The following is a 20,403-nucleotide window of genomic DNA, read 5'->3' as shown; positions in this document are numbered from 1 at the left end:
CGCGTAGGCTGGGAACGTGGCCGACGCGATCAGACTCTCAGCCGCGATCGTCGTGGTCGCCAGTGCAATCGGGTTCCTTGCGATCTCGGTTGCGACGTTCGCGGCCCCGGACCGAGTGCGACGCTTCTTCGAGGCGTTCGCATCGTCGGCGCGCACGCACTTCGCCGAGCAGGCATTTCGACTGGTCTTCGGAGTTGCGCTCGTGTTGCACGCGCCGTCGATGTGGCAGCCGTTGGTGTTCCGGGTCGTCGGCTGGACCATCGTCGTCACGGCAGTCCTGCTGTGCTGCGTGCCCTGGCGATGGCACCATCGGTTCGCACAACGCGTCATGCCGACCGTGTACCGACACCTCCGGCTCTTTGGCGTGGCCGTGGCCGCCTTCGCGGTCCTGCTCCTGATCGGTGTGGTCGCCGGCGCGGGCGAGGGGCTGCGAGGGTCGCCCTGAACGAAGAAACGCCGCTCCCATCTCGGGAACGGCGTTTCGTGTTGGTGGCGATCCAAAGCGGGTGAACGGATTCGAACCGTCGACATTCACGTTGGCAACGTGACGCTCTACCGCTGAGCTACACCCGCAAGCGGCCTCAAGGATATCGACCATCCCGGGGGGCGTCAACACGCCGCGGCGTGCGCCCGGACAGGCCTGCCGGCCAGATTCGGATGCCCGGGTGCGAAAATGGGCTCGCTTCGGCCCTCGACTTTTGGTACAATCTCTCCCTAAGTGCGGGATAGCCCGCATCGACAGGCGACGCCCGGGCCCGGGGCGGGCTCGCCTGGAAGCAAGCCAGTGAACCGTTCCCGGGCACGATTGCAGAAGGATCGCACAGTCATGCGGATTTACGTCGGCAACCTGCCGTACAGCACGGGCGACAGCGAGCTCGCCGAGACATTTTCCCCCTTCGGAGAGGTCCAGTCGGCCAGCGTGGTCATGGACCGTGAGACCGGCCGCAGCCGCGGCTTTGGCTTCGTCGAGATGAACGACGAGGACGGCCACAAGGCCATCGAGAACCTGCACGGCACGCCCATGGACGGCCGGCCCCTCACCGTGAACGAGGCGCGGCCACGCGCCAACGCCGGTGGTGGCGGCGGCGGCTTCGGCGGCGGCCGTGGTGGTCGCGGCTTCGGCGGCGGCGGCGGTGGTGGTGGCTTCGGCGGTGGTGATCGCCGGGGCGGTGGCGGCGGTGGTGGCCGCGGCGGCTGGTAAGCCGGCCTGGCATCATCCAATGTACCGATAGCCAATCGCGCGGGCGGGGTCCTCAGGCCTCGCCCGCGTTGTCGTCTCCGGGTTCGTCGACGCCCGCCTGTTCGATCGCGTCAGGCGTCGGGGCCTCATCGCCTTCGGTTTTGACCGGCGGCTTCTGCGCGGGTCCGGTTTCGACGCCGATGAAGTGCAGGCCGTCGGGCACGCCGTTGGGGAAGGCCTTCTCGACGTCGCCGTCGTCGATCAGGTGCACCTGGCTGGTGTCGTCGACGCCGATGAGCGCGACCGCTCCCATACGCTCGCCTTCCCAGGTCGCGACGCGCGCCAGCCCAGCATCCATCTGGAACAACATGTGCCGCAGCGGCCGGCCCCACTTGAGCGCCGTGCCCGCCTGCGGGTGGCCCTTGGTCGCCGGCTCGGGCTTGTCGCGCCGCCACTGGAGCACCTGGGCGACGCCGAAGCGCTGGGCCGCCCACCGCGCCACGGCGCCGTCAACCTCGCCGTTGTCCGAGAGCGCCAAGACGTTGCCGAAGCCCGTCGAGGCGACCTCCTGGTCCATCCAGCGGATGTCGGTGGCGCTGCCCATGCTGGTCGAGATGCCCTCGCCCGCGGCGGCCGCGATGTTCGCCGCATTCGTGTCGACCACCCGCACCGGCACGCCCACGGCCCGCAGGTGGGCGGCGACGTCTCGACCCAGCCGATGGGCGCCCACGATGATCACGCCGTTGGGTCGGCCCGCTTGCACACGCAGCAGCTTGGCCAGCGGGCCCGAGGTCAGCCCCGCGAGCGTCACCGTCACCACAATAACCAGGACGACGAGCGTCTCGAGCTGCTTGGCGTCGGCCTCCAGGCTCGGCCGGCTCTCCACGACGTTCGCGGCCGTGCGGGTCATCTCGATGGCCACGATGGCGCCCAGCGAGATCGCAACGATGCCGCGCGGCGCAATGAGCGCGGCGTAGGCGCGCTCGCGGTACGTCAGCCCCGTGCCGATGGTGCCCGCGATGACCGACAGCGGCCGCACGACCAGCACCATCGCCGCGACGAACACGACCTCCTGCCACGACACGTCGACCAGCCTGCCAAGCTGCACGCGAGACGCGAGCAGGATGAACAGGGCGCCCACGAGCATGATCGCGGTCGTCTCCTTGTATCGACGCATCGACTCTGCGCTCGGCCGTGCGGCATTGGCCAGCACCAGCCCGCTCAGGGTCGCGGCGACTAGGCCGGCCTCGCTGGCGACCGCCTCGGCGAGCCCGAACGAGATCATGCACGCAGACAGGCCCAGGAGCACGATGGTCTGCGTATCGCTCTTGCGATCGCCGTTGATGATGCGCAGCACGCGGGCGGCGGCGTACCCCGAGGCGATGCCCAGGCCCACCCCCGTGCCGGCCGGCAACAGGAACTGCACGAGCACGCCGGCGGCGTTCGTTTCTCCTGGTTGCTCGATCGCCAATCGAACGATTTCGAGCGTCGAGACCGCCGCGACGACGCCGATCGGATCGATCAATATGCTCTCGGCCTTCAGGGTCGCGTGCAGCCGCGGGCTCAGCGGCGTGCGTCGCAGGATGGGAGCGATGACGGTCGGCCCGGTCACCACGAGCATCGCGCCGAGCAAGATCGAGAGGTCCAGCGGTAAGTCAACGAGGAAGTGCGCCAGCAGAGCGGTAAGGGCCCAGCTGACCAGCACGGCGATGGTGAGCAGGCCGCGCACCGCGCCCGGAGCGCGCGCAATGGTGGCGCGGTCGAGCCCCAGCCCCCCCTCGAACACCAGCAGGCCGACCGAGACCGACACGATCGCCAGCAAGCCCGACGTGCCCAGCGCGTCGCCGTTCACGAGCCCGAGGCCGTTGACGCCCAGGGCAAAGCCGATCAGCAGCAGGAAGAGGATGGCCGGCTGGCGGACGCGATCGCTCACGAGCGTGACGAGCGCGCCCGCACCGAAGGCCAACGCCAGGCTTTGGACGGCCCCATGAGCTTCCATCGGCTGCCACTGTACCGCCGCCGCCCTACTCCAGCACGAACCAGGCCCGGCGGTCGCCCCGCTGGCGATCGAGGGAAGGCCCGCGGCTGACCGCCTCGCAGCCGGTCAGGTGGACGAGCGTGACGCAGCGCGCCTCGCGGACGCCCTCCCAGTACGCGTCGTCGCCGCCGATGCGGTCGCGGTGGTCGGCCGCGATCTGGTCCACGAGTCGCGGCGTCAGGTCTTCGAGGCACTGCACGCGGCTGGCCCGAGCCCGGGCCTCGTACCCGCCGCCGGTGGCGCGAAAGTACACGCAGTGGCCCTTCTTGATGCGGCCGAACGGCGGACGCTTGTCGCGCGAGAATCTGCTCTCGATGGTCTTTTGGCCCGCCAGCAGGGCATCGATGACCCACGGGTGCACGATGGCGACGTGCTCCGTGGCCCTTGCCGCGGCGCGGGCCCGTGGGCTCACCGCTCGGCACCCATGCGCGACAGGGCCGCCGTCGTGCTGAGGCCTTGCACGAGATCAACGAGCTCGACGCGACCGCCCGCGTCTTCGACCGCCCGCTGGCCAACGACCTCCTTGCCCGCGTAGTCGGCGCCCTTTACCAGCACGTCGGGCGTGAGCGCCTCGATCACGTCGATGGGCGTGTCATCCTCGAAGAAGACGACCGCGCCCACGGGCTCGAGCGCACCGAGCACGCGCGCCCGATCGAGTCCGGCGTGCACCGGGCGGCCCTCGCCCTTCAGTCGGCGGACCGAGTCGTCGCTGTTCAGCCCGACGACGAGGAAGTCGCCAAACGTCGCGGCCTTTTCCAGCAGCGTCACGTGCCCGGCGTGCAAGACGTCGAAGCACCCGTTGGTGAACACGACCGTGCCGCCGTTGCGTCGGACGCTGGCCACCTCGGCTCGGACCTCGTCGAGCGTGCGCAGCTTGCCGGTCAAGCGCCCGGCCTGCCGCAGCAGCTCCCGGTGCACATCGGCCAGCGGGATGGGCTTCACGCCGAAGATCTGGACCTCGAGGCCGGCCGCGGCGTTGGCGAAGCGCACCGAGTCGGGCCACGACAGTCCGTTCGCGCGTGCGGCGGCGAGTCCGGCGAGCATCATGTCGCCCGCGCCCGTCACGTCGTAGACCTCACGCGCGACGGTGGGGATGGTCAGCGGCTCGGCATCGCGCTCCAGCAGCAGCGCGCCGTCCTTGTCGAGCGTGAGTACCACCGCTTCGCAGTCCAGAGAGCCCGACAGCTCTCGCGCCAGCTCCTGGCGCTGTGCGGCCGAGTTCATGGCGTGGCGCCGGCCCGTCGCACGTTCGGCCTCGCTCCGGTTGGGGGTGATCGACGTGCAGCCGTGGTAGCGGGCAAAGTCATCGCGCGACGCCGGATCGACCAGCAGCGGCACGCCGTGGGCATGCGCAAGCTCGATGGCGGCCCGGCACGTCGCCTCGTCGCACACGCCCTTGTCGTAGTCCTCGAGGCACAGCACGTCGGCGTCGGCGAGCGCCGCGTCCAGTGCGGCAAGCAATCGCTCGGACACGCCCTCGGGCAGCGCGTCGCGGGACTCGAAGTCGACGCGGAACATCTTCTGCGGGTGGCGGTGTTGGGCCAGGCCGATGAGGTTGCGCTTCACCGTGGTCGGGCGCGCCGCGTCGGTGATGAGTCCTTCGGTCTCGATGCCGGCGGCCGAGAGCCGGTCACGCAGCATCGCGCCCTCGGCGTCGTCGCCCGCCACGCCGAAGACCTTCACCGTTCCCCCGAGGGCGACCAAGTCTTCGGCCAGGTTGCCGGCGCCGCCGGGCATGGCTTCTTGACGCGTGACGCGCAGGACGGGAACCGGCGCGTCGGCACTCAGCCGCTCGGCGTCGCCGTAGAGCTGCTGGTCGAGCATGAAGTCGCCCAGGACCAACGCCGTGAAGGGCTTCCAGTTCGCGAGTGCGGCGAGTAAGGTGTCCACTCGGTGAGTTTAGGAACGCCGGCGGCGGGGTGTGCGGACTCGCTAGCCGAAGCTGCGGCCCGTCTCCAGGTCCAGCAGCTTCCAGGGCAGGTTTTTCACCAGCCGCATGAGCACCGGCCACGCGACGTCCTCGTCGATGAGCGTGACGAGGCCCTGCGTCACGCGATCGAGGCCCATGGGCAGCTCGACCACCAGCCCCGGCCCGTGCAGCACGACCGTGCCGGCCGAGGCGCTGCGCTCCGAGCCGTCCGGCGCCGTGTTGAAGTCGGCCAGGGCGCTGGACACCTCATCGATGGTGCCCAGGGGCGGCAGCCCCTCGTCGGCGGGCTCGGACGACACGATGACGATCTGACGCTTGGGCATCCGGCCGGGGTCCCCTTACTTGCGGCTCGCCAGGAGCTCGGCGGCGGTCTCCATGAGCTGGCCGAGCGGCACGGGCTTGATGAGGTAGCCGTCGACGCCCAGCGACTGCGCGTAGGCCTGGTGCCGCTTGCCGTCGTTGGCGGTCACCATGATCACCAGCGGGCTGTCGGCGTTGCCCTTGATCTTCTCAAGGGCCAGGAAGCCCGAGCGGGCCGGCAGCATCATGTCGAGCACGACCAGGTCGGGCTTGGCCTCCTGGGTCAGTTCGATGGCGGTGTTGCCGTCGCCAGCCGTGTGGGTCGTGGCGCCCTCGGCCTTGAAGGCGGTCTCCATGGCCAGGAGCACGTCCTTGTCGTCGTCGACGATGAGGATGGTCGCGTCCTGCAGGGCGGAGGTGTCAGTGGTGCTCATCGCGGGGGCCTCCGGTCGAAGGGGCGCAGCATAGGGGGGCCGCGGTCTCACGCGGCCCGGCTCCCAGAAGCTTCGCTTTGGATCGGAGACCTGTTCCCCGGATTCGGGGTTCGCCCGGGTCAGTCGTCGTCGTCTGCGACGCTCTTGCCGAAGATCCAGCGGTCGATCGACAGCATGCCCGGGCCCGAGAACAGGAGAGCCAGCCCCATCGCCAGCAAGGCAAGCTGGTACAGGATCTTGGTGTAGCTCGCCGGGTCCATCGGGTCGTTCATGGGCAGGAAGCCGAGCCAGGTATCGCCGCTTTGCAGGGCCGGGCCGATCTGCGTGAGCCACATGGCCACGCCCATGATGCCGGCGATCGAGAGCCCGCCCAGCCTGGTGAACAGCCCGACCAGCAACAGCACGCCGGCGATCAGTTCGGTCCACGCGGCCGCCCGAGCGAAGACGACCGGCCACGGTGGAGAGCCGATGGCCGACGGCCACAGGGGCATGGGCCGCTGGGCCTCGAGCGTGCCGTCCTCGTCGTCGGCCAGCGTGGGCTCGGGGTTGGCCGCGGCGTACACCAGCATGGCCAGCCCGTTGAGCTTGCGAACGCGTTCGGGCGAAGACTGTGCGACCAGCGTGATGCCGGGCGTGGGAACCAGGGCTAAGGCCGGATCTTCGACCGGCTCGGTCGGATCGGGCTCGCCTGCGGGTTCGTCGGCGGGATCCGATGCCGGATCACCCGCCGGATCACCCGCCGGATCGCCCGCCGGATCGCCCGCAGGCTCGTCGAGCGGGTCGGGCTCGGATGCTGGCTCGGAGGACGGCTCGTCCGCCGGCGGATCGACCGGCTCGTCGATCGGCGTCTCGTCCACGGGTGCTTCGGTCGACGCCTGGAGCACGCCGGCGGCGACGAGGGCCGCGCGGTTCTCGTCGGTCACTTCCATGAAGCCGAAGATCTTGGTGTAGCCCGCCCAGATGAAGATGATGGCGAGCACCAGCCTGAGCAGCAGCGGGGGCACGCTCAGGGCGGTCCGCTGGCGGGCGGTGAGATGGGGCGCGTGGGCCATGGTCAACCTCCTTGGGGGCGTCGGCTCGTGGTGATGCGCGACCCGCTGCTGTCTATCGACGCTCCGGCGAATCCACGACCATATGGACGCGAAACGGGCGTCAACGGGAGAACGCGCCGCGAATTCGCCCCGCCCGAGAGCTTGTTGGGAGAAGCCCGCGTGCCCTGTCGTGCCGCCTCGGAAGGCACGCGTACGGGTGGTACCATCGGGCATGCCCCGCGCCGACGGTCCGCTGGACGACATGCCAGACTCGGCCATCGCCAAGCGGGCGTCGGCCCGGCGAGGCGACGTCCTCGAACGCGCGCCCGAGTACGGCCTGCCGGACGACGGCCCCAGCGACGACGACCTCGACCGCTTCAGCGGCGTCACCCAGACCTGCTGGCGCTGCGGCACCGAGCTCTACGACGACGCGACCGTGTGCTGGCACTGCCAGGCCAGCGTCGGCCCCGGCGGCAAGCGCAGCGGCCCCCCGATCTGGGCCATCGCCGTCGGCGTGCTCGTGGCGGCGGTCATCGCGCTGTGGGCGATATTCTGAGCCGCTACGCGCAGCCGGCGTCGAAGGCGGTCTGGAACGCCAGGAAGTCGAAGATGGTCAGCTCGCCATCGCCGTCGAAGTCGGCCTCGCTACTCCTGTCTTCGAACAGGTTGAGGAAGGTCAGGAAGTCGAAGATGGTGAGGGCGCCGTCGGCGTCGAGGTCGGGGGGACAGTCGGTGCAGGTCAAATCGAAGAGGTAGGCAGCGCCAGGCCGCTCGCGGCTGGGAAGCTCGTCTTCGCGCGCGCCGAAAAGGGCGTGCCGGCCGTCCGAGGCCATGACGTAGCCAAACTGTCGCGTGCGGACCGGCGGCTGCGGGACGAGCCAGGCCGCCTGGCGCCATTGCCCATCGGGCCCGCGCCTGAACGCGTAGCCGCTGCCCGGGGTGCCAGGGGCACCGTCGCCCGTTGCGCTCGCGACGAGCAGGTTGCCGTGGAGCGATGCCGAATATCCGAGTTGATCCAACTCTTCCGCATGCTCGTGAACAACTTCTTCAGAAAACTGCCATCGACCATCGTTGAGGTCGTATATCTGCACCGAACCCTGTTCCGCAACATCACGGGTTGCGCTTGGCACTCCGATGGCAAGGCGCCCATCATCAACCGACATAGACGCGCCAAAGAAATTGTTTCGTAAGGCTCCACCCGGTGCATCATCTCCGGTCAGCCTCTGTGCAAACTCCAGCGAGCCATCGGGCAGGCGCCGATAGGCGTACACCGAGCCGCCTCGAAAGACAACCGAGCTGTCCCAGGGCGCGCTGATGAACACCCAGTCTGGGAGAATCTCGTATCCGTGACCAAAGACTGCGTCGACCGGTCCCCCATTGGGTGCCGCGAAGTGCTCCGCGTACTCCCACCCGGAGGCCGTCAGGCGATACCTGAAGACCATGTTCTCGGTGGACTCCAGGGGCGTCAGCATGGCCATGTCGCCATCGATGGCAACCTGGACGCCCAGGAGGCGCCAGAGCAACGGATCGACCGTCTCGGGCGGGATCAATCGGCCGGTCTCGGTCCAGGCGCCGTCTTCGTACTCATACACGAACGCGCCGCCCCGGCGAGACGTCCCGGGCCACTGGTAGTTCATCGTGCCCACGATCAGTCGGCCGGCGTCCGCGTCCAAGCTCGTGCCGAAGAAGTCGCCCAGGGCCGGATTGGGTGGCGAGAGCGTCTGGAAGAACTCGAGCCGGCCGCCCACCATCTCGTACACGTGCACCGCCCCGGCGCTGCAATTGAACGGGTCGCCGGGGCAGAGCGTGCGAGCGTTGTTGTCACCGACGAACCAGAAGCGGCCATCGTTGGCAACCGATGCTCCAAATTCGATCGGCGGAGGATCGGTTGGAGGCGCCAGCCGCACGCCGTCGCATTGCGCGAGCACGGTCGCGGCCGTCAGGCCCAGGGTGAGGATGGCGAGGGATGGCGTGTGCATACCGATTATTCTGACGGCGGGGTGCGTTGGTTGCAAGAGTTGAGCGGCGGAGGAACTACCCTCCTCCATGCCCCCGCCCCCCACCATCACTATCATCGGCGCCGGGGCCGCCGGGCTGATGGCGGCGATCTCGGCAGGGCGGGCGTTGGGTGAGGCCGGGCAGGCCGGCCGCGTCGTGCTGCTCGACGGGTCGAAGAAGGTGGGCGTCAAGATCCTCGTCGCGGGCGGCGGGCGGTGCAACGTGACGCACTACGCCGTCGACGAGAAGCAGTACGCCGGCACGTCGCGCAACACCATCCGCCGCGTGCTCCGTAGCTTCGGCGTCGACGACACCGTCGCCTTCTTCGAAGAGCTCGGCGTCACGCTCAAGCGCGAGGACACGGGTAAGCTGTTCCCGACCACCGACAAGGCGCGCACCGTGCTCGATGCGTTGCTGGATGAGGTGCGGCGCCTGGGCGTCGATCTCGTGCATCCCTGGCGGGTGGCCGGCGTCGACCGCGACGGCGACGGCTTCGTGATCCATCGCGCCGACAGCGACGAGACGCTGCGGAGCGATCGGCTCGTGCTGTGCACCGGCGGCATGGCCCTGCCGCGGAGCGGGTCGGACGGCGCGGGCTACGGGTTCGTGCAAGGGCTCGGGCACACGGTGACGCCGCGGGTGTTCGCGGCGCTGGTGCCGCTGATCGCCGGGCCCGGGTCGTCGTGGCTCACCGAGCTGAGCGGCGTGAGCTGCCGGGCGGCCGTCGAGGTGCGCAGCGGCACGGGCAAGCGGCTCGCGCGGTTCGAGAACGACCTGCTGTGCACGCACTTCGGCCTGAGCGGCCCGGCCCCGATGGATGCCTCGCGCTACCTGACTGCGGCAAGGCACAACGATCCGGGCGCGTCGATGGTCATCTGCTGGATCGATCGACCGTTCGAGCAGATCGACGCCGACCTGCAGGGCCTGGGGCAGCGCACGCCGCTGACCTACGTGCGCGAGCACCTGCCCGAGCGATTGGCACGTGCGCTCTGCGAGCGCGCGGGCGTCGATCCCGCGACCCCGGGCAACCAGCTCTCGCGCGATGGCCGGCGCGCGTTGGCGCACTTGCTCGCAGCAACGCCGGTCGAGATCTCGGGCGACCGCGGCTTCGCGCACGCCGAGGTGACGGCGGGCGGCGTGCCGCTCGGCGAAATCAACCCCGCGACCATGGCCAGCCGCACGTGCGAGAACCTGTGGCTGGCCGGCGAGATCCTGGACGTCGACGGCCGGATCGGCGGGTTTAACTTCCAGTGGGCGTGGGCGAGCGGGTGGCTGGCGGGGCGGAGCGTGGCTGCGAGCGTCTCTGGAGCGGGGCTACTTCAGCCATGACCACGCGTCAGAACGACATCATTGACGGCATCGATCAGAACCGGTGGGTTGCCGCTACTTCTCGAACAGCTTCGACGCATCCGCGAACGCCTTGAACTCCAGTGCGTTGCCCGACGGATCGCGGAAGAACATCGTCGCCTGCTCGCCCGGCTGGCCCTCGAAGCGCACGTAGGGCTCGATCACGAACTCGACGCTCTCGCCCCGCAGCTTCTCGGCCAGGGCCTTCCACGCGTCCATCTCGAGCACGACGCCGAAGTGGGGGATGGGGACGTCGTGGCCATCGACGGCGTTGGTCGGGGCTGCGGCTCGTGCTTCGCTCGACAAGTGCGCGACGATCTGGTGGCCGTAGAGGTCGAAGTCGATCCAGTGGTCGCTGCTGCGGCCTTCGGGGCACCCCAGCAGGCCGCCGTAGAACGCGCGGGCGGCGTCGAGGTCGTGCACGGGGAAGGCGAGGTGGAAGGGCTGGGGCATGGCTCAGCGTATCCTCGGCTCGACGTCGCCCGCGAAGTACCACGACGGCTCGTGGTCCGCGTCGATCTCGTCGCCGCGCAGGATGGCCCGGACCATCTCGACCGGTATGGCGTTATGCCGCAGGATCTCGTCGTGGAAGTCGCGCTCGTTCATGTCGCCGTTCACGACGAGTTCCTCGTAGAGCGCCATGAACTGCAGCCCGCCGAGCATGTACGCGGCCTGGTACAGCGGCGGGTAGTCGCCGTTGACCGAGCGGCGCACCTCGGCCGTCGCGTTTCGTCGCAGGTGGCCGACGTTCTCGACGAGGTAGTCGACGGCTTCGGCGGCCGTCATCTCGCCCAGGTGGAAGCGGAGGCTGAAGATGATGCGGGCGCAGCGATGCATGCGCCAGAAGAGCATGCCGATGCGGTCTTCGGGCCCCTGCGCGAAGCCGAGGTCCCACAGCCGCATCTCCCAGTAGAGCGCCCAGCCCTCGAGCCAGAAGGGCGTGTAGAAGATGCCGCGGTGCGTGCGATAGCGGTCGAGCATGAACCGCTGCAGGCCGTGGCCGGGGATGATCTCGTGGTGCACGACGGCCCTGGAGAAGTGGCGGTTGTTGCCGCGCATGCTGGCGAGCTTGTCGGCGTGCTCCATGGCATCGGTGGGATACGAGACGATGATGGTCTCGCCGCCCAGGAAGTAGGGGCTCACCTGCTGGCGCGCGGGCGACATCATCGACATCCGCCAGGTCTCGGCGTTCAGTTCGGGCACGGTGATCAGGCCGCGGTCCTCGACGAACGCGATGGCCTCGCGCACCATTGCGGCGATCATCTCGGGCTGCTCGCCCGGCGGCACGTGCTGGTCGCGGACGTGCTCGAGCGCCGCCTTCCAGTCTTTCCCAAAGCCAAGCTCGTCGGTCGCTTGCAGCATCTGGTCGAGGCACCACTCGTATTCGCGCTCGGCGATCGTGATGAGCTGCTCGGGAGAATAGGGAATCATCTCGTGCTCGAGCATGCGGAGCAGCACGTCGCGACCGACGGGGTCGCCGATGACTGGGTCCTCGTCGTCGGTGATGCCGGCGACCTTCTCGCGGAGCGTCTCGGAGTGCGTGCGCAGCGCGGCCGAGCAAGCGTCGTAGGGCTCGCGGCACCACCACGAGAAGAGCGGGTCGTAGCCGTCGTAGAAGTTGAACCACGAGCGGAGCGACCACGCCAGCCGGTCGAGCTGGATGGCGGCGCGCCGCGCGAGCACGCGGTCGCGTTCGCTCTCGGCGGCTTCGAGCGCTTTGGTGGCTTCGGCGATCTCTGCAGCGAGCTTGTCGAGCGTCTCGGCCGCCTGCCGCTGATCGACGGGCTCGAGCTGCCGCCGCGCCTCGAGCATCAGCACCAGCGGCTCGACGAACGGTACGAGCGGCTCGATCTCCTTGAGCTGCTCGCGGTCATACCTCGCCTCGTCGAGCGCGAAGCGCACGTGCTCACGCAGCAGCACGTGCTCGGCCCGACCGTCGACGTCGAGCGACTCGAAGTCGACCTTCTCGAGCCGATCGAGCCACGCCTGGTTGAACGCCTCGGACTGCTCGATCGCGTTGAGCGACATCGGCGTGTCGTGGAACCGCCGAACGCTGCCCAGATCGGCCCGGTATCGCTCGATGAGCCCCGCCATGGTGGGCAGCGAGGGATCGGGATCGGCAAAGAACAGGGCAATGGCGGCGAGGATGGCGTGGAGCATGTCGACAGTTTATGCACGTGCAAAAGCGGAGTGTCGCCATGCGCGGAAGCATACATTGTCTCGTGCAGATCAAGGCATACACGGTTCGCGACTACGGACGGAGGATCGTAAATGGAAGATGCCACGAGCATTGCGATCGCTCAGTATGAGCAAGCAGTCCATCTGTATCAACACGAAGATAACCTGACGTGGCGAAAGATGCAGCAGGCGCTGTACGTCAACGGGGCTATCGCAACTGTCATCGGTGCGGACCTTGTTCAAGAGAATCGATGGCTGGTCGCACTTGGGGCTGCGCTCCTCAGCGTCCTCTTTCTGATCTCGATCGAAGGCAGCAGGAGATACATGTTTGCAAGGCTTGAAGCCGTACGGAGAGGCGAACGAGCGCTCTGCAAACGAGCAGACGTTGAACCGCTCATCGTTGATGTCGTGCCACCGCGTCGTGTGCCCGCCACGAAGTTTGCAATACGAGTATTCATGTGGACAATGATCCTGGTTTGGGTTGCCTTGGCAGTTTTCTGGGTCGTACCAGGCTGAGTCCTTGCGGGACCTGCTCGAATCTCCCGAGCAACGTGCCTGGTGTTCGGAATCAGTCGCTCTGCATCCATGGCAAAGCGGCAGGCCTCGTGGTACGAGGCCTGCCGCTTCAATCGGGGTGAGAGGATTCGAACCTCCGACCTTCTCGTCCCGAACGAGACGCGCTACCAAGCTGCGCTACACCCCGGAAGGCCGTGATGGTACGCCGCCGCCCCGACCGGGACGACCCGGACCGCCCCAGCCGATGGTCCGATCAGTCCTGGATCTGTCGCAGATCAGTTCTGGATCTTGGGCTCTACCAGGTAGACGTTGTCCTCGATCGTCGAGGGGTCGCCGTCCGGGCCCGCCGAGTAGAAGTACGGCCGGCTGTTGGTCGTCAGCCCGCCGTCGCCGTCGCTCATGGCCGGGTCGCGGCGAATGTCCGTCGGGAAGTACGCCGTACCCGGGCTCGGCACGGGGCCCAGGACGTCGACGACGGCCTCGGCCGATCGCCGCACGCCGTGGAAGGCCGGGTGTACGAATCGAATCGGGTTGCCCCAGGCATCGAGCACGGTCGGCAGCAGCGGCTCGGTGGCGCCGGGCGCCGGATCGGGGCTGGCGGTGTACGCGAACTCCCGGAAGTTTCGGGTATCCAATCCCTCGAGCAAGTTCGAGACGCCCGCGACGCGCCGGGCCTCCGCCAGGAACAAGCCCACGCTGTTGATCGGCACGCCCGTCGATTCGTCCACCGCGTCGGCCACGGGGAAGTAGATGATCGTGCCCGTGACCGTTCCTTCGGCCAGGCGTGGATCCACGATCGATGCGGGCGGCGATCGATCGGTCGCCTGCTCGTAGCTGTTGAGCACGTTGTCGAGCGTCTTGAGCAGGTCGCGCGTCTGGCTCGTCTTGCCGCCCGCGATGACCCGCGTGCCGACGGCCAGCCCCACCGCAATGAGTACCGAGATGATCAAGATCACGATCAGCAGCTCGATGAGCGTGAACCCACGCCTCTCGCTCGCTCCGTGCGTCCTCAGGTGAAACATCGACGACCCCTCCCGCGTGTGCGTTGCCGGCCTGCCGGAGCCAACGGGCCCATCACCCGCCCCGGCACGTACCCCAGGCCCGATCCATGGTACTGCCACCGGCCGATCCGGTGGCTTCGAGGGGAGGGTGGCCGAATCTTGAGCCCATCCGCAGGCGATGGCGTTGGGGTTCGGCTTTCCGAACAAAACTATACCGCGCGATCGACGCCGATCAGCCCATGCCCGGCCCGGTGATGCCGCCCGACGGTGGCTGGCCGCCGGGTCCGGCTTGCTGCGCACCGCCGCCGGCGCGCGGGCCGCCCATCATGGGGCCGAGTCCGCTGCGTGCCTGGGCCTGCTCGGGGCCGAGCTGGATCTTGAAGATGTAGTCGGTCACGCGCGTGCGCACCGACTGCTGCATCTCGCCGAACAGCTTGGCGCCCTCGCTCTTGAAGGCGATGCGCGGGTCCTGCTGGCTGAAGGCGCGGAAGCTGATGCCGTCGCGGAGCTGGTCCATCTGGTACAGGTGATCGCGCCACTGGTTGTCGAGCGCCTCGAGCAGCACCATGCGCTCCAGGTGCAGCATCTCGGCCCGCAGCAACTCCTCGACGCGACCTCGCACCACGCCCTCGCGCTGCTCGCCGCGCATGCCGCGCATCCAGTCGGGCACGCCGGTCCGCAGGTTGAAGCGCTGCTTCAGGTGCGCATCGAGCGTGTCGTCGTTGGGGCACGCCAGCGCGTCCTTGATCTCCTTGTCGAGCCGTCCCGAATCGACGAAGTCCTTGGACGCCTGCTCGATCTGCTTCTGCAGCGCCGCCGGATTGGTCTTGCGGAGCTGGTCTTCGGTCAGGCCCAGCTCGTAGCGCCGGTTGGCCCACTCCGAGAGCTGGCCCAGCGCGTCGCCCGGGCTGGTGCGCATGAGGTTCCGCGTCACGTTCATCGCGAACTCGGCCGGGTACTTCACCTCAAGATCGTTGTAGATCTCGCGGGCCTTCTGCTTGATGTACTCGTTGGCCGAGTTCTCTTCCGACTCCTCGGCCTTCACGAGCGCCGAGACCTCGACGTCGAAGCCGAAGCGGCCCTTGACCCACTTGGCCAGCTCGTGGGCACCGTAGTGCTTCTCGGTAAAGCGAGCCAGGCCGGCCAGGTCGGCATCGTCGATCTTCTCGTGGGCTCGCTCGACGAGCGTGTCGAACACGTGCCGTCGCTCGGCCGCCCCGCCCTCGCGGAGGTCGGCCGCGTGCAACTCCACGTCGAAGCGGCTCTTGGCCCAGTTGATCAGGCCGGCCGAATCGAAGTCGACGCTGACTTCCGAGCCCTCCATGGGCATGTATTCGCCCAGCGTCAGGTCGATCATCTGCCGCGCGTCTTCCTTGGCCTCTCGGCGGATGGCGGCGTCCATCTCCTCGTGGTCCTTGCCACGCAGGCGATCGGGCATGATCGAGCAGTCGAGCTGCTGCTTGGCGTACTCGGCGGCGCACTCGGCGGGGTAGTCCTTGTCGAGGTACTGCTCGCAGGCCTCGTCGATGACCACGTCGATGTAGCCCAGCACCAGGCCCTTCACGTCGCGGCCCTCGAGCGCCCGCTGTCGCAGGCCGTAGAAGAACTGCCGCTGGTGCTCCATGACCTCGTCGTACTCGAGGATGTTCTTGCGGATCTGGAAGTTGCGTTCCTCGACCTTCCGCTGGGCCCGCTCGAAGCTCTTGCTCAGCCACGGGTGCTCGATGGCGTCGCCCTCCTTCATGCCGCCGACCTTCGACAGGAAGTTCTGCATGGCCGCCCCCGCGAACATCTTCATGAGCGGGTCTTCCAGGCTCACGAAGAACCGCGTCGAGCCCTGGTCGCCCTGGCGGCCCGAACGGCCGCGGAGCTGGTTGTCGATGCGCCGGCTCTCGTGCCGCTCGGTGCCGATGACGTGCAGCCCGCCCATGTCCTCGATGTTGTCGAACCAGCGGATGCGGTGGATCAGGAACCGACCGCACGCATCGAGCTCGGCCATGAGCTCGTCGCACGTGGCGGCCTGCACCTGCTTGTCGGTCATGTAGGTGTACGTGATCGACCAGTGCTTCAGCAGCGCGAGCTCGACCTCCTCGAAGGGCATCTGCTCGACGTCCCGCTTGCTCAGGCCGTCACCCTTCAGCTCGGTCTGGGCCATCTTGCGGAAGACGTTCTCGCGGAGTTGCTCCTCGTTCGCGTCCGGCTTCAGCTCACGAGACGCGATGCCACGGCGAAGCCAGTGGTCGATGAGCTGCTCGCGCGAGCACTTGCCCAGCTTGATGTCCGTGCCGCGGCCGGCCATGTTCGTGGCGATCATCACGGCGCCGAGCTGGCCGGCGTTGACCACGATGTGGGCCTCGCGCTCGTGCTGCTTGGCGTTGAGCACCTCGTGCTTCACGCCGTGCTTGCGCTGCAGCATCTTGCCGAGGAACTCGCTCCGCTCCACGCTGGTCGTACCAACGAGGATGGGCCGCCCCACGTCGTGGAACGCCTTGATCTCGTCGACGATGGCCTCCCACTTGTCCTTCTCGCGGAGGAACATCAGGTCGTCGTAGTCGTTGCGGACCACCTCGCGGTTGGTGGGGATGCTCACGACGTCGAGGCTGTAGATGTCGTTGAATTCCTGGGCCTCGGTGTCGGCCGTGCCCGTCATGCCCGCCAGCCGCTCATACATCTTGAAGAAGTTCTGGATCGTCACCGTCGCGACGGTCTGCGTCTCCTGCTTGACGGGGACCTTCTCCTTGGCCTCGACGGCCTGGTGCAAGCCGTCGCTCCACTGCCGCCCGATCATGGGCCGGCCCGTGAACGTGTCGACGATCACGACGCTGGGCTCGTTCTGGCCCGTCTGGGGGTTCTGCGAGTTCATGATCACGTAGTCGCGGTCCAGCTCGTACACCACGTGGGCGCGCAGCGCCTGCTCCATCAGGTGGGGCAGGTCCATGTTCTCGTCGACGTAGAACGAGCCCACGCCGGCCTTGCGCTGCGCCTCGGCGATGCCCTCGTGCGTCAGGTAGGCCTGCTTGCGCTCGGGCTTGATCTCGTAGTACTGCGTGTGCCGATCGCGCTCCTCTTCGAGCGCGGGCAGGTTCTTCTTCAGCTCGGCAAGCTCGGCCTGCATCTGCTTGGCGTCGTCCTTGCTGCGGGCCGTGCGAATGTCGCCCTCGATCGACTTGATGCGGTTGATGGCCTCCTGGGCCTTCTCGTCGGCCTGGGTCCAGGGCTTGTTGAGCTCGACCAGGTGGCGGGCCAGCTCGTCGGCCTGCTCGTACCGCGGCCTGTCCTCGTGGGCCGGGCCGCTGATGATCAGCGGTGTGCGCGCCTCGTCGATCAGCGTCGAGTCGACCTCGTCGACGATCGCGAACTCGCGGCGACGCTGCACCTGCTCGGCCACCGACCGCTTCATGTTGTCGCGGAGGTAGTCGAAGCCGAACTCGCTGGTCGTGCCGTAGACCACGTCGCAGCGGTACATGTGCCGCTTGATCTCTTCGGGCTGCATGTGCTGGGGGTGGATGGCCCCGACCGTCATGCCCAGCGCGTGGAAGAACGGGAACGTCCAGTCGCGGTCGCGTTGCACGAGGTAGTCGTTCACCGTCACGACGTGGATCTTCATGCCCTCGACCGCCGCCAGGCACGTGGCCAGCGGCGCGACGATCGTCTTGCCCTCGCCCGTCTTCATCTCGGCGATCTTGCCCTGGCTGAGCACCATGGCGCCCAAGAGCTGCACGTCGAACGGCCGCGTCCGGAACGGCGGCCGGCTCTCGGGGATCAGCTCTCGCACCGCGGCGTAGAACGCCGGAGGGATCTCGACCCGCATCCAGCCGGGGATCACCTCGGTCGAGCCAAGGAACTCGTCCTTCTCGTCGGGCACGGCTCCCTGGGGCCCTTCGCCCATGAACGTCCGCGGCAGCATCGGCGGCAGCTCGCCGGCCTGCTTCATCAGTTCGGCGTGCAGCTTTTGCATGTCCTCGGGCAGGCCGCTGGGGTCGAACTCGTGCTCAGGATTGAGCGTGTTGCGGATGCCCACCGCCCGGTCCATCGCCTCGCGGGCGATGGCGAACACCTCGGGCAGCAGCGCCTCGGCCTTCTCGCCGCCGTCGATGCGCTTGCGGTACGAGCGAAACTTGCTCTTGATCTCCGAGTCGGTCAGCGCGCTCATCTCGTCGCTGAGCGCGTTGATCTGCTCGACCTTCGTCGTGTACTTCTTGACGAACCGCTCGTTGCGGGTGCCGATGATCTTGTTCAAGACCGGTCCGATGACCGGGATGCCCTGGTTGCCTGCCATGTGCAATGCCTCGCGATGGCGCGCCCCCGGCCGTACTGATGCGCACGCCGCGGCGCCCCGAAGGGTCTCAGTGAATGTTGGAAGCGATCTCGGGCCAGAGTTGCCACGGCCCGGGCCGCCCGAGAGCGCCCACGCCGTCGTTGGACCATTACGCCCGTGCGGGCGGGGGCAGGTCGATCAGGTCGTGACGCCCGAACGCTGCGGCCGGCGTGCCGGCGACCTGCGCCGGCTCGGGCTCGTGGGACGTGGCAACCACCAGCGACACGCGGCTGCCCGCGTCCGTCACCGTCGCGCACGCCAGCAGGCCCTCGACCATCCGGCCGAGCCCGATCAGGCTGGTGCGGGCCGGGCGGCCATCGGTGGCGACGCGAAGGCCCTGGGGCGCGACGCGCATCGCGGCGTCGGCAGAGGCGATGACCACGAGCAACGCCGCAAAGGCCGCGAGCGATGCCGCTCGGCCTCCGACAGTCGTTCGCGTTGTGTTCGTACTCTGCGTCATCATCGAGTCGTCGCCATCGCTGCCATCACCGCCGGGCCCTCGGGCATTCCCAAGACGCCCTGCTCGTAAGCGACAGCCGGCTGCCTAAGTATCGGCCCGCCGAGGCCCACAAGCAATGTTCTCGCGCCCATGATCACAGGAGGCCGGCCGGACCGACCGATATCCTTCCGACCCGCCCCGCGGCTCCGGAGGCCCCCAACCATGCAGTCGACCATGACCGAAACCCACGACCGCCGGATGCTGCCCAACACGCGCAACGCCATCACGCACAAGTTCTCGGTCGGCGGCCACGAGGGCTACCTCACCATCGGCCTCTACGACGACGGCTCCCCCGGCGAGGTCTTCATCAAGATGGCCAAGGAAGGCTCGACCATCAAGGGCATGGTCCAGGCCTACTGCCGAGCCCTGAGCCTCGCGCTTCAGTATGGCCTGCCGGTGGAAGAAGCGGTGACGCGGTTCAAGGGCATGCGCTTCGAGCCCATGGGCCACACGAGCAACCCCGAGATCCCCGAGGCCACGAGCCTGGTCGACTACGTCGCCCGCTACCTCGACCTGCACTTCGCCAAGCAGCGCTGAGCCGAATCAGCCGACCCGATTCGGCGGCTCCTCGCCCTCCAGAATCGCCCGCACGTTCTCAGCCACCATCGCCGTCATCATCTCGCGATACCGGCGCTCGCCGCTGCCGATGTGCGGCGTGAGCACAGCGTTGGTCGCCTTGATCAGCCCCGGATGCACCGCCGGCTCGCGCTCGAACACGTCCAACCCCGCGCCCCAGATCTGGCCCGACGCCAGCGCCTCGGCCAGCGCCGCCTCGTCCACCACCGGGCCGCGGGCCGTGTTGATGAGGATGGCGCTCTCCTTCATCAGCCCCAGCCGCCGCTTGTCGATCAAGTGCCGCGTCGCGTCGGTCAGCGGCGTGTGCAGGCTCACCACGTCCGCCCGCTGCAGTCCCTCTTCTAGCTCCACCCGCTCGGCCGCCAGCGGCGCCAGCTCGAAGTCCCAGTGCCGGCTTCGCGCCACGTACAGCACGCGCATGCCCCAGCCGATCGACCGCAGTGCCACCGCACGGCCGATCCGTCCTGCGCCCACGATCAGCAGCGTCCGGCCGGTCAGGTCGGCCCCGAGGAAGTCGCTCATGCCGAGCGGCCCGCCCGCGGGGTACGCCTCGCTTCGGGCATAGGCGTCGGCCTCGACCACCCGCCGCGCCACGGCCAGCAGCAGGGCCCACGCCAGGTCGGCGGTGCCCTCGGTCACCGCATCGGGCGTGTTCGTGACGACGACGCCGGCGTCCTTGCAGGCCTCGAAGTCGATGTTGTCGGTTCCGACCGCGTACTGGCACACGCCCTGGAGCGAGCCCTCGGCCGCGGCGAGCAACTCGGCGTCCACCCTGTCGGTAAACATCGAGACCAGGATGCGGGCACCGGGCAGCGCGGCGAGCAGGTCTTCGCGAGCCGGGAGCGCCTCGCCCAGCACGCGCACGCTTGCGCCGGCGGCGTCGAAATCGCCCGGAATCGACCGCGAAACCAGTACCTCGGCGTCCGTCGTTCCAGATTTTGCACTGTTTTTCACGCGGCGATCGTACTCGGCAGAGCTTGGTCGAAGGCGTCGCCCGCTGCTGGAAGAGGGCCCTGGAAGCCCGCAAACCCCTGTTTTTGCAGGGTCTGGAGCCACC

The 20,403-nt window shown here is 68.2% G+C and carries 19 protein-coding genes and 2 tRNA genes; 6 read left to right on the top strand and 15 right to left on the bottom strand.

The genetic code is table 11. From position 1 onward, the window contains the following. Positions 1-16 precede the first annotated feature (16 nt). On the top strand, positions 17-445 hold the full coding sequence (locus RIA68_11230) for a hypothetical protein (protein ID MEQ8318015.1): 429 nt from the start codon (positions 17-19) through the stop codon (positions 443-445). A gap of 56 nt (positions 446-501) precedes the next feature. Here RIA68_11230 and RIA68_11225 read toward each other — a convergent pair. Further along, positions 502-573, bottom strand: a tRNA-Gly gene (locus RIA68_11225). A gap of 253 nt (positions 574-826) precedes the next feature. Between RIA68_11225 and RIA68_11220 the strand changes: the two genes are divergently transcribed. After that, on the top strand, positions 827-1,201 hold the full coding sequence (locus RIA68_11220) for an RNA-binding protein (GenBank protein ID MEQ8318014.1): 375 nt from the start codon (positions 827-829) through the stop codon (positions 1,199-1,201). 52 nt (positions 1,202-1,253) lie between these two features. Here the strand turns inward: RIA68_11220 and RIA68_11215 are convergent, their stop codons facing one another. The 6 genes from RIA68_11215 to RIA68_11190 all read right to left on the bottom strand — a co-directional run bounded on the left by RIA68_11215 (position 1,254) and on the right by RIA68_11190 (position 6,934). Next, a complete protein-coding gene (locus RIA68_11215; GenBank protein ID MEQ8318013.1) occupies positions 1,254-3,179 on the bottom strand; it encodes a sodium:proton antiporter in 1,926 nt (641 codons plus the stop codon). A 25-nt stretch (positions 3,180-3,204) separates the two neighbouring features. Then, on the bottom strand, positions 3,205-3,630 hold the full coding sequence (locus RIA68_11210; protein ID MEQ8318012.1) for an ASCH domain-containing protein: 426 nt from the start codon (positions 3,628-3,630) through the stop codon (positions 3,205-3,207). After that, a complete protein-coding gene (locus RIA68_11205; GenBank protein MEQ8318011.1) occupies positions 3,627-5,108 on the bottom strand; it encodes a bifunctional heptose 7-phosphate kinase/heptose 1-phosphate adenyltransferase in 1,482 nt (493 codons plus the stop codon). Before RIA68_11205 ends, RIA68_11210 begins: the two co-directional genes overlap by 4 nt. Positions 5,109-5,150: 42 nt before the next feature. Next, a complete protein-coding gene (locus RIA68_11200; protein MEQ8318010.1) occupies positions 5,151-5,471 on the bottom strand; it encodes a hypothetical protein in 321 nt (106 codons plus the stop codon). Positions 5,472-5,486: 15 nt separating this feature from the next. Beyond that, positions 5,487-5,882 carry a response regulator gene (locus RIA68_11195; protein MEQ8318009.1) on the bottom strand — a complete coding sequence of 132 codons (396 nt, stop codon included), beginning with the start codon at positions 5,880-5,882 and terminating at the stop codon, positions 5,487-5,489. Positions 5,883-6,001: 119 nt separating this feature from the next. Continuing rightward, positions 6,002-6,934, bottom strand: a complete 933-nt coding sequence (locus tag RIA68_11190; protein MEQ8318008.1) for a DoxX family membrane protein — start codon at positions 6,932-6,934, stop codon at positions 6,002-6,004. A 211-nt stretch (positions 6,935-7,145) separates the two neighbouring features. Between RIA68_11190 and RIA68_11185 the strand changes: the two genes are divergently transcribed. Further along, on the top strand, positions 7,146-7,469 hold the full coding sequence (locus RIA68_11185; protein MEQ8318007.1) for a hypothetical protein: 324 nt from the start codon (positions 7,146-7,148) through the stop codon (positions 7,467-7,469). A gap of 4 nt (positions 7,470-7,473) precedes the next feature. Here the strand turns inward: RIA68_11185 and RIA68_11180 are convergent, their stop codons facing one another. Continuing rightward, the gene (locus tag RIA68_11180; GenBank protein MEQ8318006.1) at positions 7,474-8,892 is read right to left on the bottom strand and encodes a GC-type dockerin domain-anchored protein; all 1,419 of its coding nucleotides are present in this window, start codon (positions 8,890-8,892) and stop codon (positions 7,474-7,476) included. A 67-nt stretch (positions 8,893-8,959) separates the two neighbouring features. On the opposite strand from RIA68_11180, the gene RIA68_11175 reads away from it, so the two are divergent. Further along, positions 8,960-10,240: an NAD(P)/FAD-dependent oxidoreductase gene (locus tag RIA68_11175; protein MEQ8318005.1), complete on the top strand. Its 1,281-nt coding sequence runs from the start codon at positions 8,960-8,962 to the stop codon at positions 10,238-10,240. Positions 10,241-10,294: 54 nt separating this feature from the next. Here RIA68_11175 and RIA68_11170 read toward each other — a convergent pair whose 3' ends face one another. Continuing rightward, a complete protein-coding gene (locus tag RIA68_11170; protein MEQ8318004.1) occupies positions 10,295-10,711 on the bottom strand; it encodes a VOC family protein in 417 nt (138 codons plus the stop codon). A gap of 3 nt (positions 10,712-10,714) precedes the next feature. Further along, positions 10,715-12,418, bottom strand: coding sequence for a DUF885 family protein (locus RIA68_11165; protein MEQ8318003.1), 1,704 nt, complete (start codon positions 12,416-12,418; stop codon positions 10,715-10,717). A gap of 111 nt (positions 12,419-12,529) precedes the next feature. Here RIA68_11165 and RIA68_11160 point away from each other — a divergent pair, with 111 nt between their 5' ends. After that, entirely contained in the window at positions 12,530-12,952 is a 423-nt protein-coding gene (locus RIA68_11160; GenBank protein MEQ8318002.1) for a hypothetical protein, read from the top strand. A 113-nt stretch (positions 12,953-13,065) separates the two neighbouring features. On the opposite strand, the gene RIA68_11155 is transcribed toward RIA68_11160, so the two are convergent. The 4 genes from RIA68_11155 to RIA68_11140 all read right to left on the bottom strand — a co-directional run bounded on the left by RIA68_11155 (position 13,066) and on the right by RIA68_11140 (position 18,731). Next, a tRNA-Pro gene (locus RIA68_11155) sits at positions 13,066-13,139 on the bottom strand. Positions 13,140-13,227: 88 nt separating this feature from the next. Further along, on the bottom strand, positions 13,228-13,974 hold the full coding sequence (locus RIA68_11150; protein ID MEQ8318001.1) for a prepilin-type N-terminal cleavage/methylation domain-containing protein: 747 nt from the start codon (positions 13,972-13,974) through the stop codon (positions 13,228-13,230). A 211-nt stretch (positions 13,975-14,185) separates the two neighbouring features. Next, positions 14,186-18,232 (bottom strand): preprotein translocase subunit SecA, encoded by a 4,047-nt coding sequence (gene secA, locus RIA68_11145; protein ID MEQ8318000.1) that lies wholly within the window; start codon positions 18,230-18,232, stop codon positions 14,186-14,188. Positions 18,233-18,380: 148 nt separating this feature from the next. After that, positions 18,381-18,731 carry a hypothetical protein gene (locus RIA68_11140; protein MEQ8317999.1) on the bottom strand — a complete coding sequence of 117 codons (351 nt, stop codon included), beginning with the start codon at positions 18,729-18,731 and terminating at the stop codon, positions 18,381-18,383. 213 nt (positions 18,732-18,944) lie between these two features. Here RIA68_11140 and RIA68_11135 point away from each other — a divergent pair, with 213 nt between their 5' ends. Beyond that, positions 18,945-19,307 (top strand): hypothetical protein, encoded by a 363-nt coding sequence (locus RIA68_11135; protein MEQ8317998.1) that lies wholly within the window; start codon positions 18,945-18,947, stop codon positions 19,305-19,307. Positions 19,308-19,313: 6 nt separating this feature from the next. On the opposite strand, the gene RIA68_11130 is transcribed toward RIA68_11135, so the two are convergent. Continuing rightward, complete coding sequence (locus tag RIA68_11130) at positions 19,314-20,300, bottom strand: NAD(P)-dependent oxidoreductase (protein MEQ8317997.1); 987 nt, start codon at positions 20,298-20,300, stop codon at positions 19,314-19,316. Between the last annotated feature and the right edge of the window lie 103 nt (positions 20,301-20,403).

Source organism: Phycisphaerales bacterium, from assembly GCA_040217175.1.
In the GTDB taxonomy this organism is placed as follows: domain Bacteria; phylum Planctomycetota; class Phycisphaerae; order Phycisphaerales; family UBA1924; genus JAHCJI01.
This window is presented reverse-complemented; position numbering and strand designations above follow the sequence as displayed.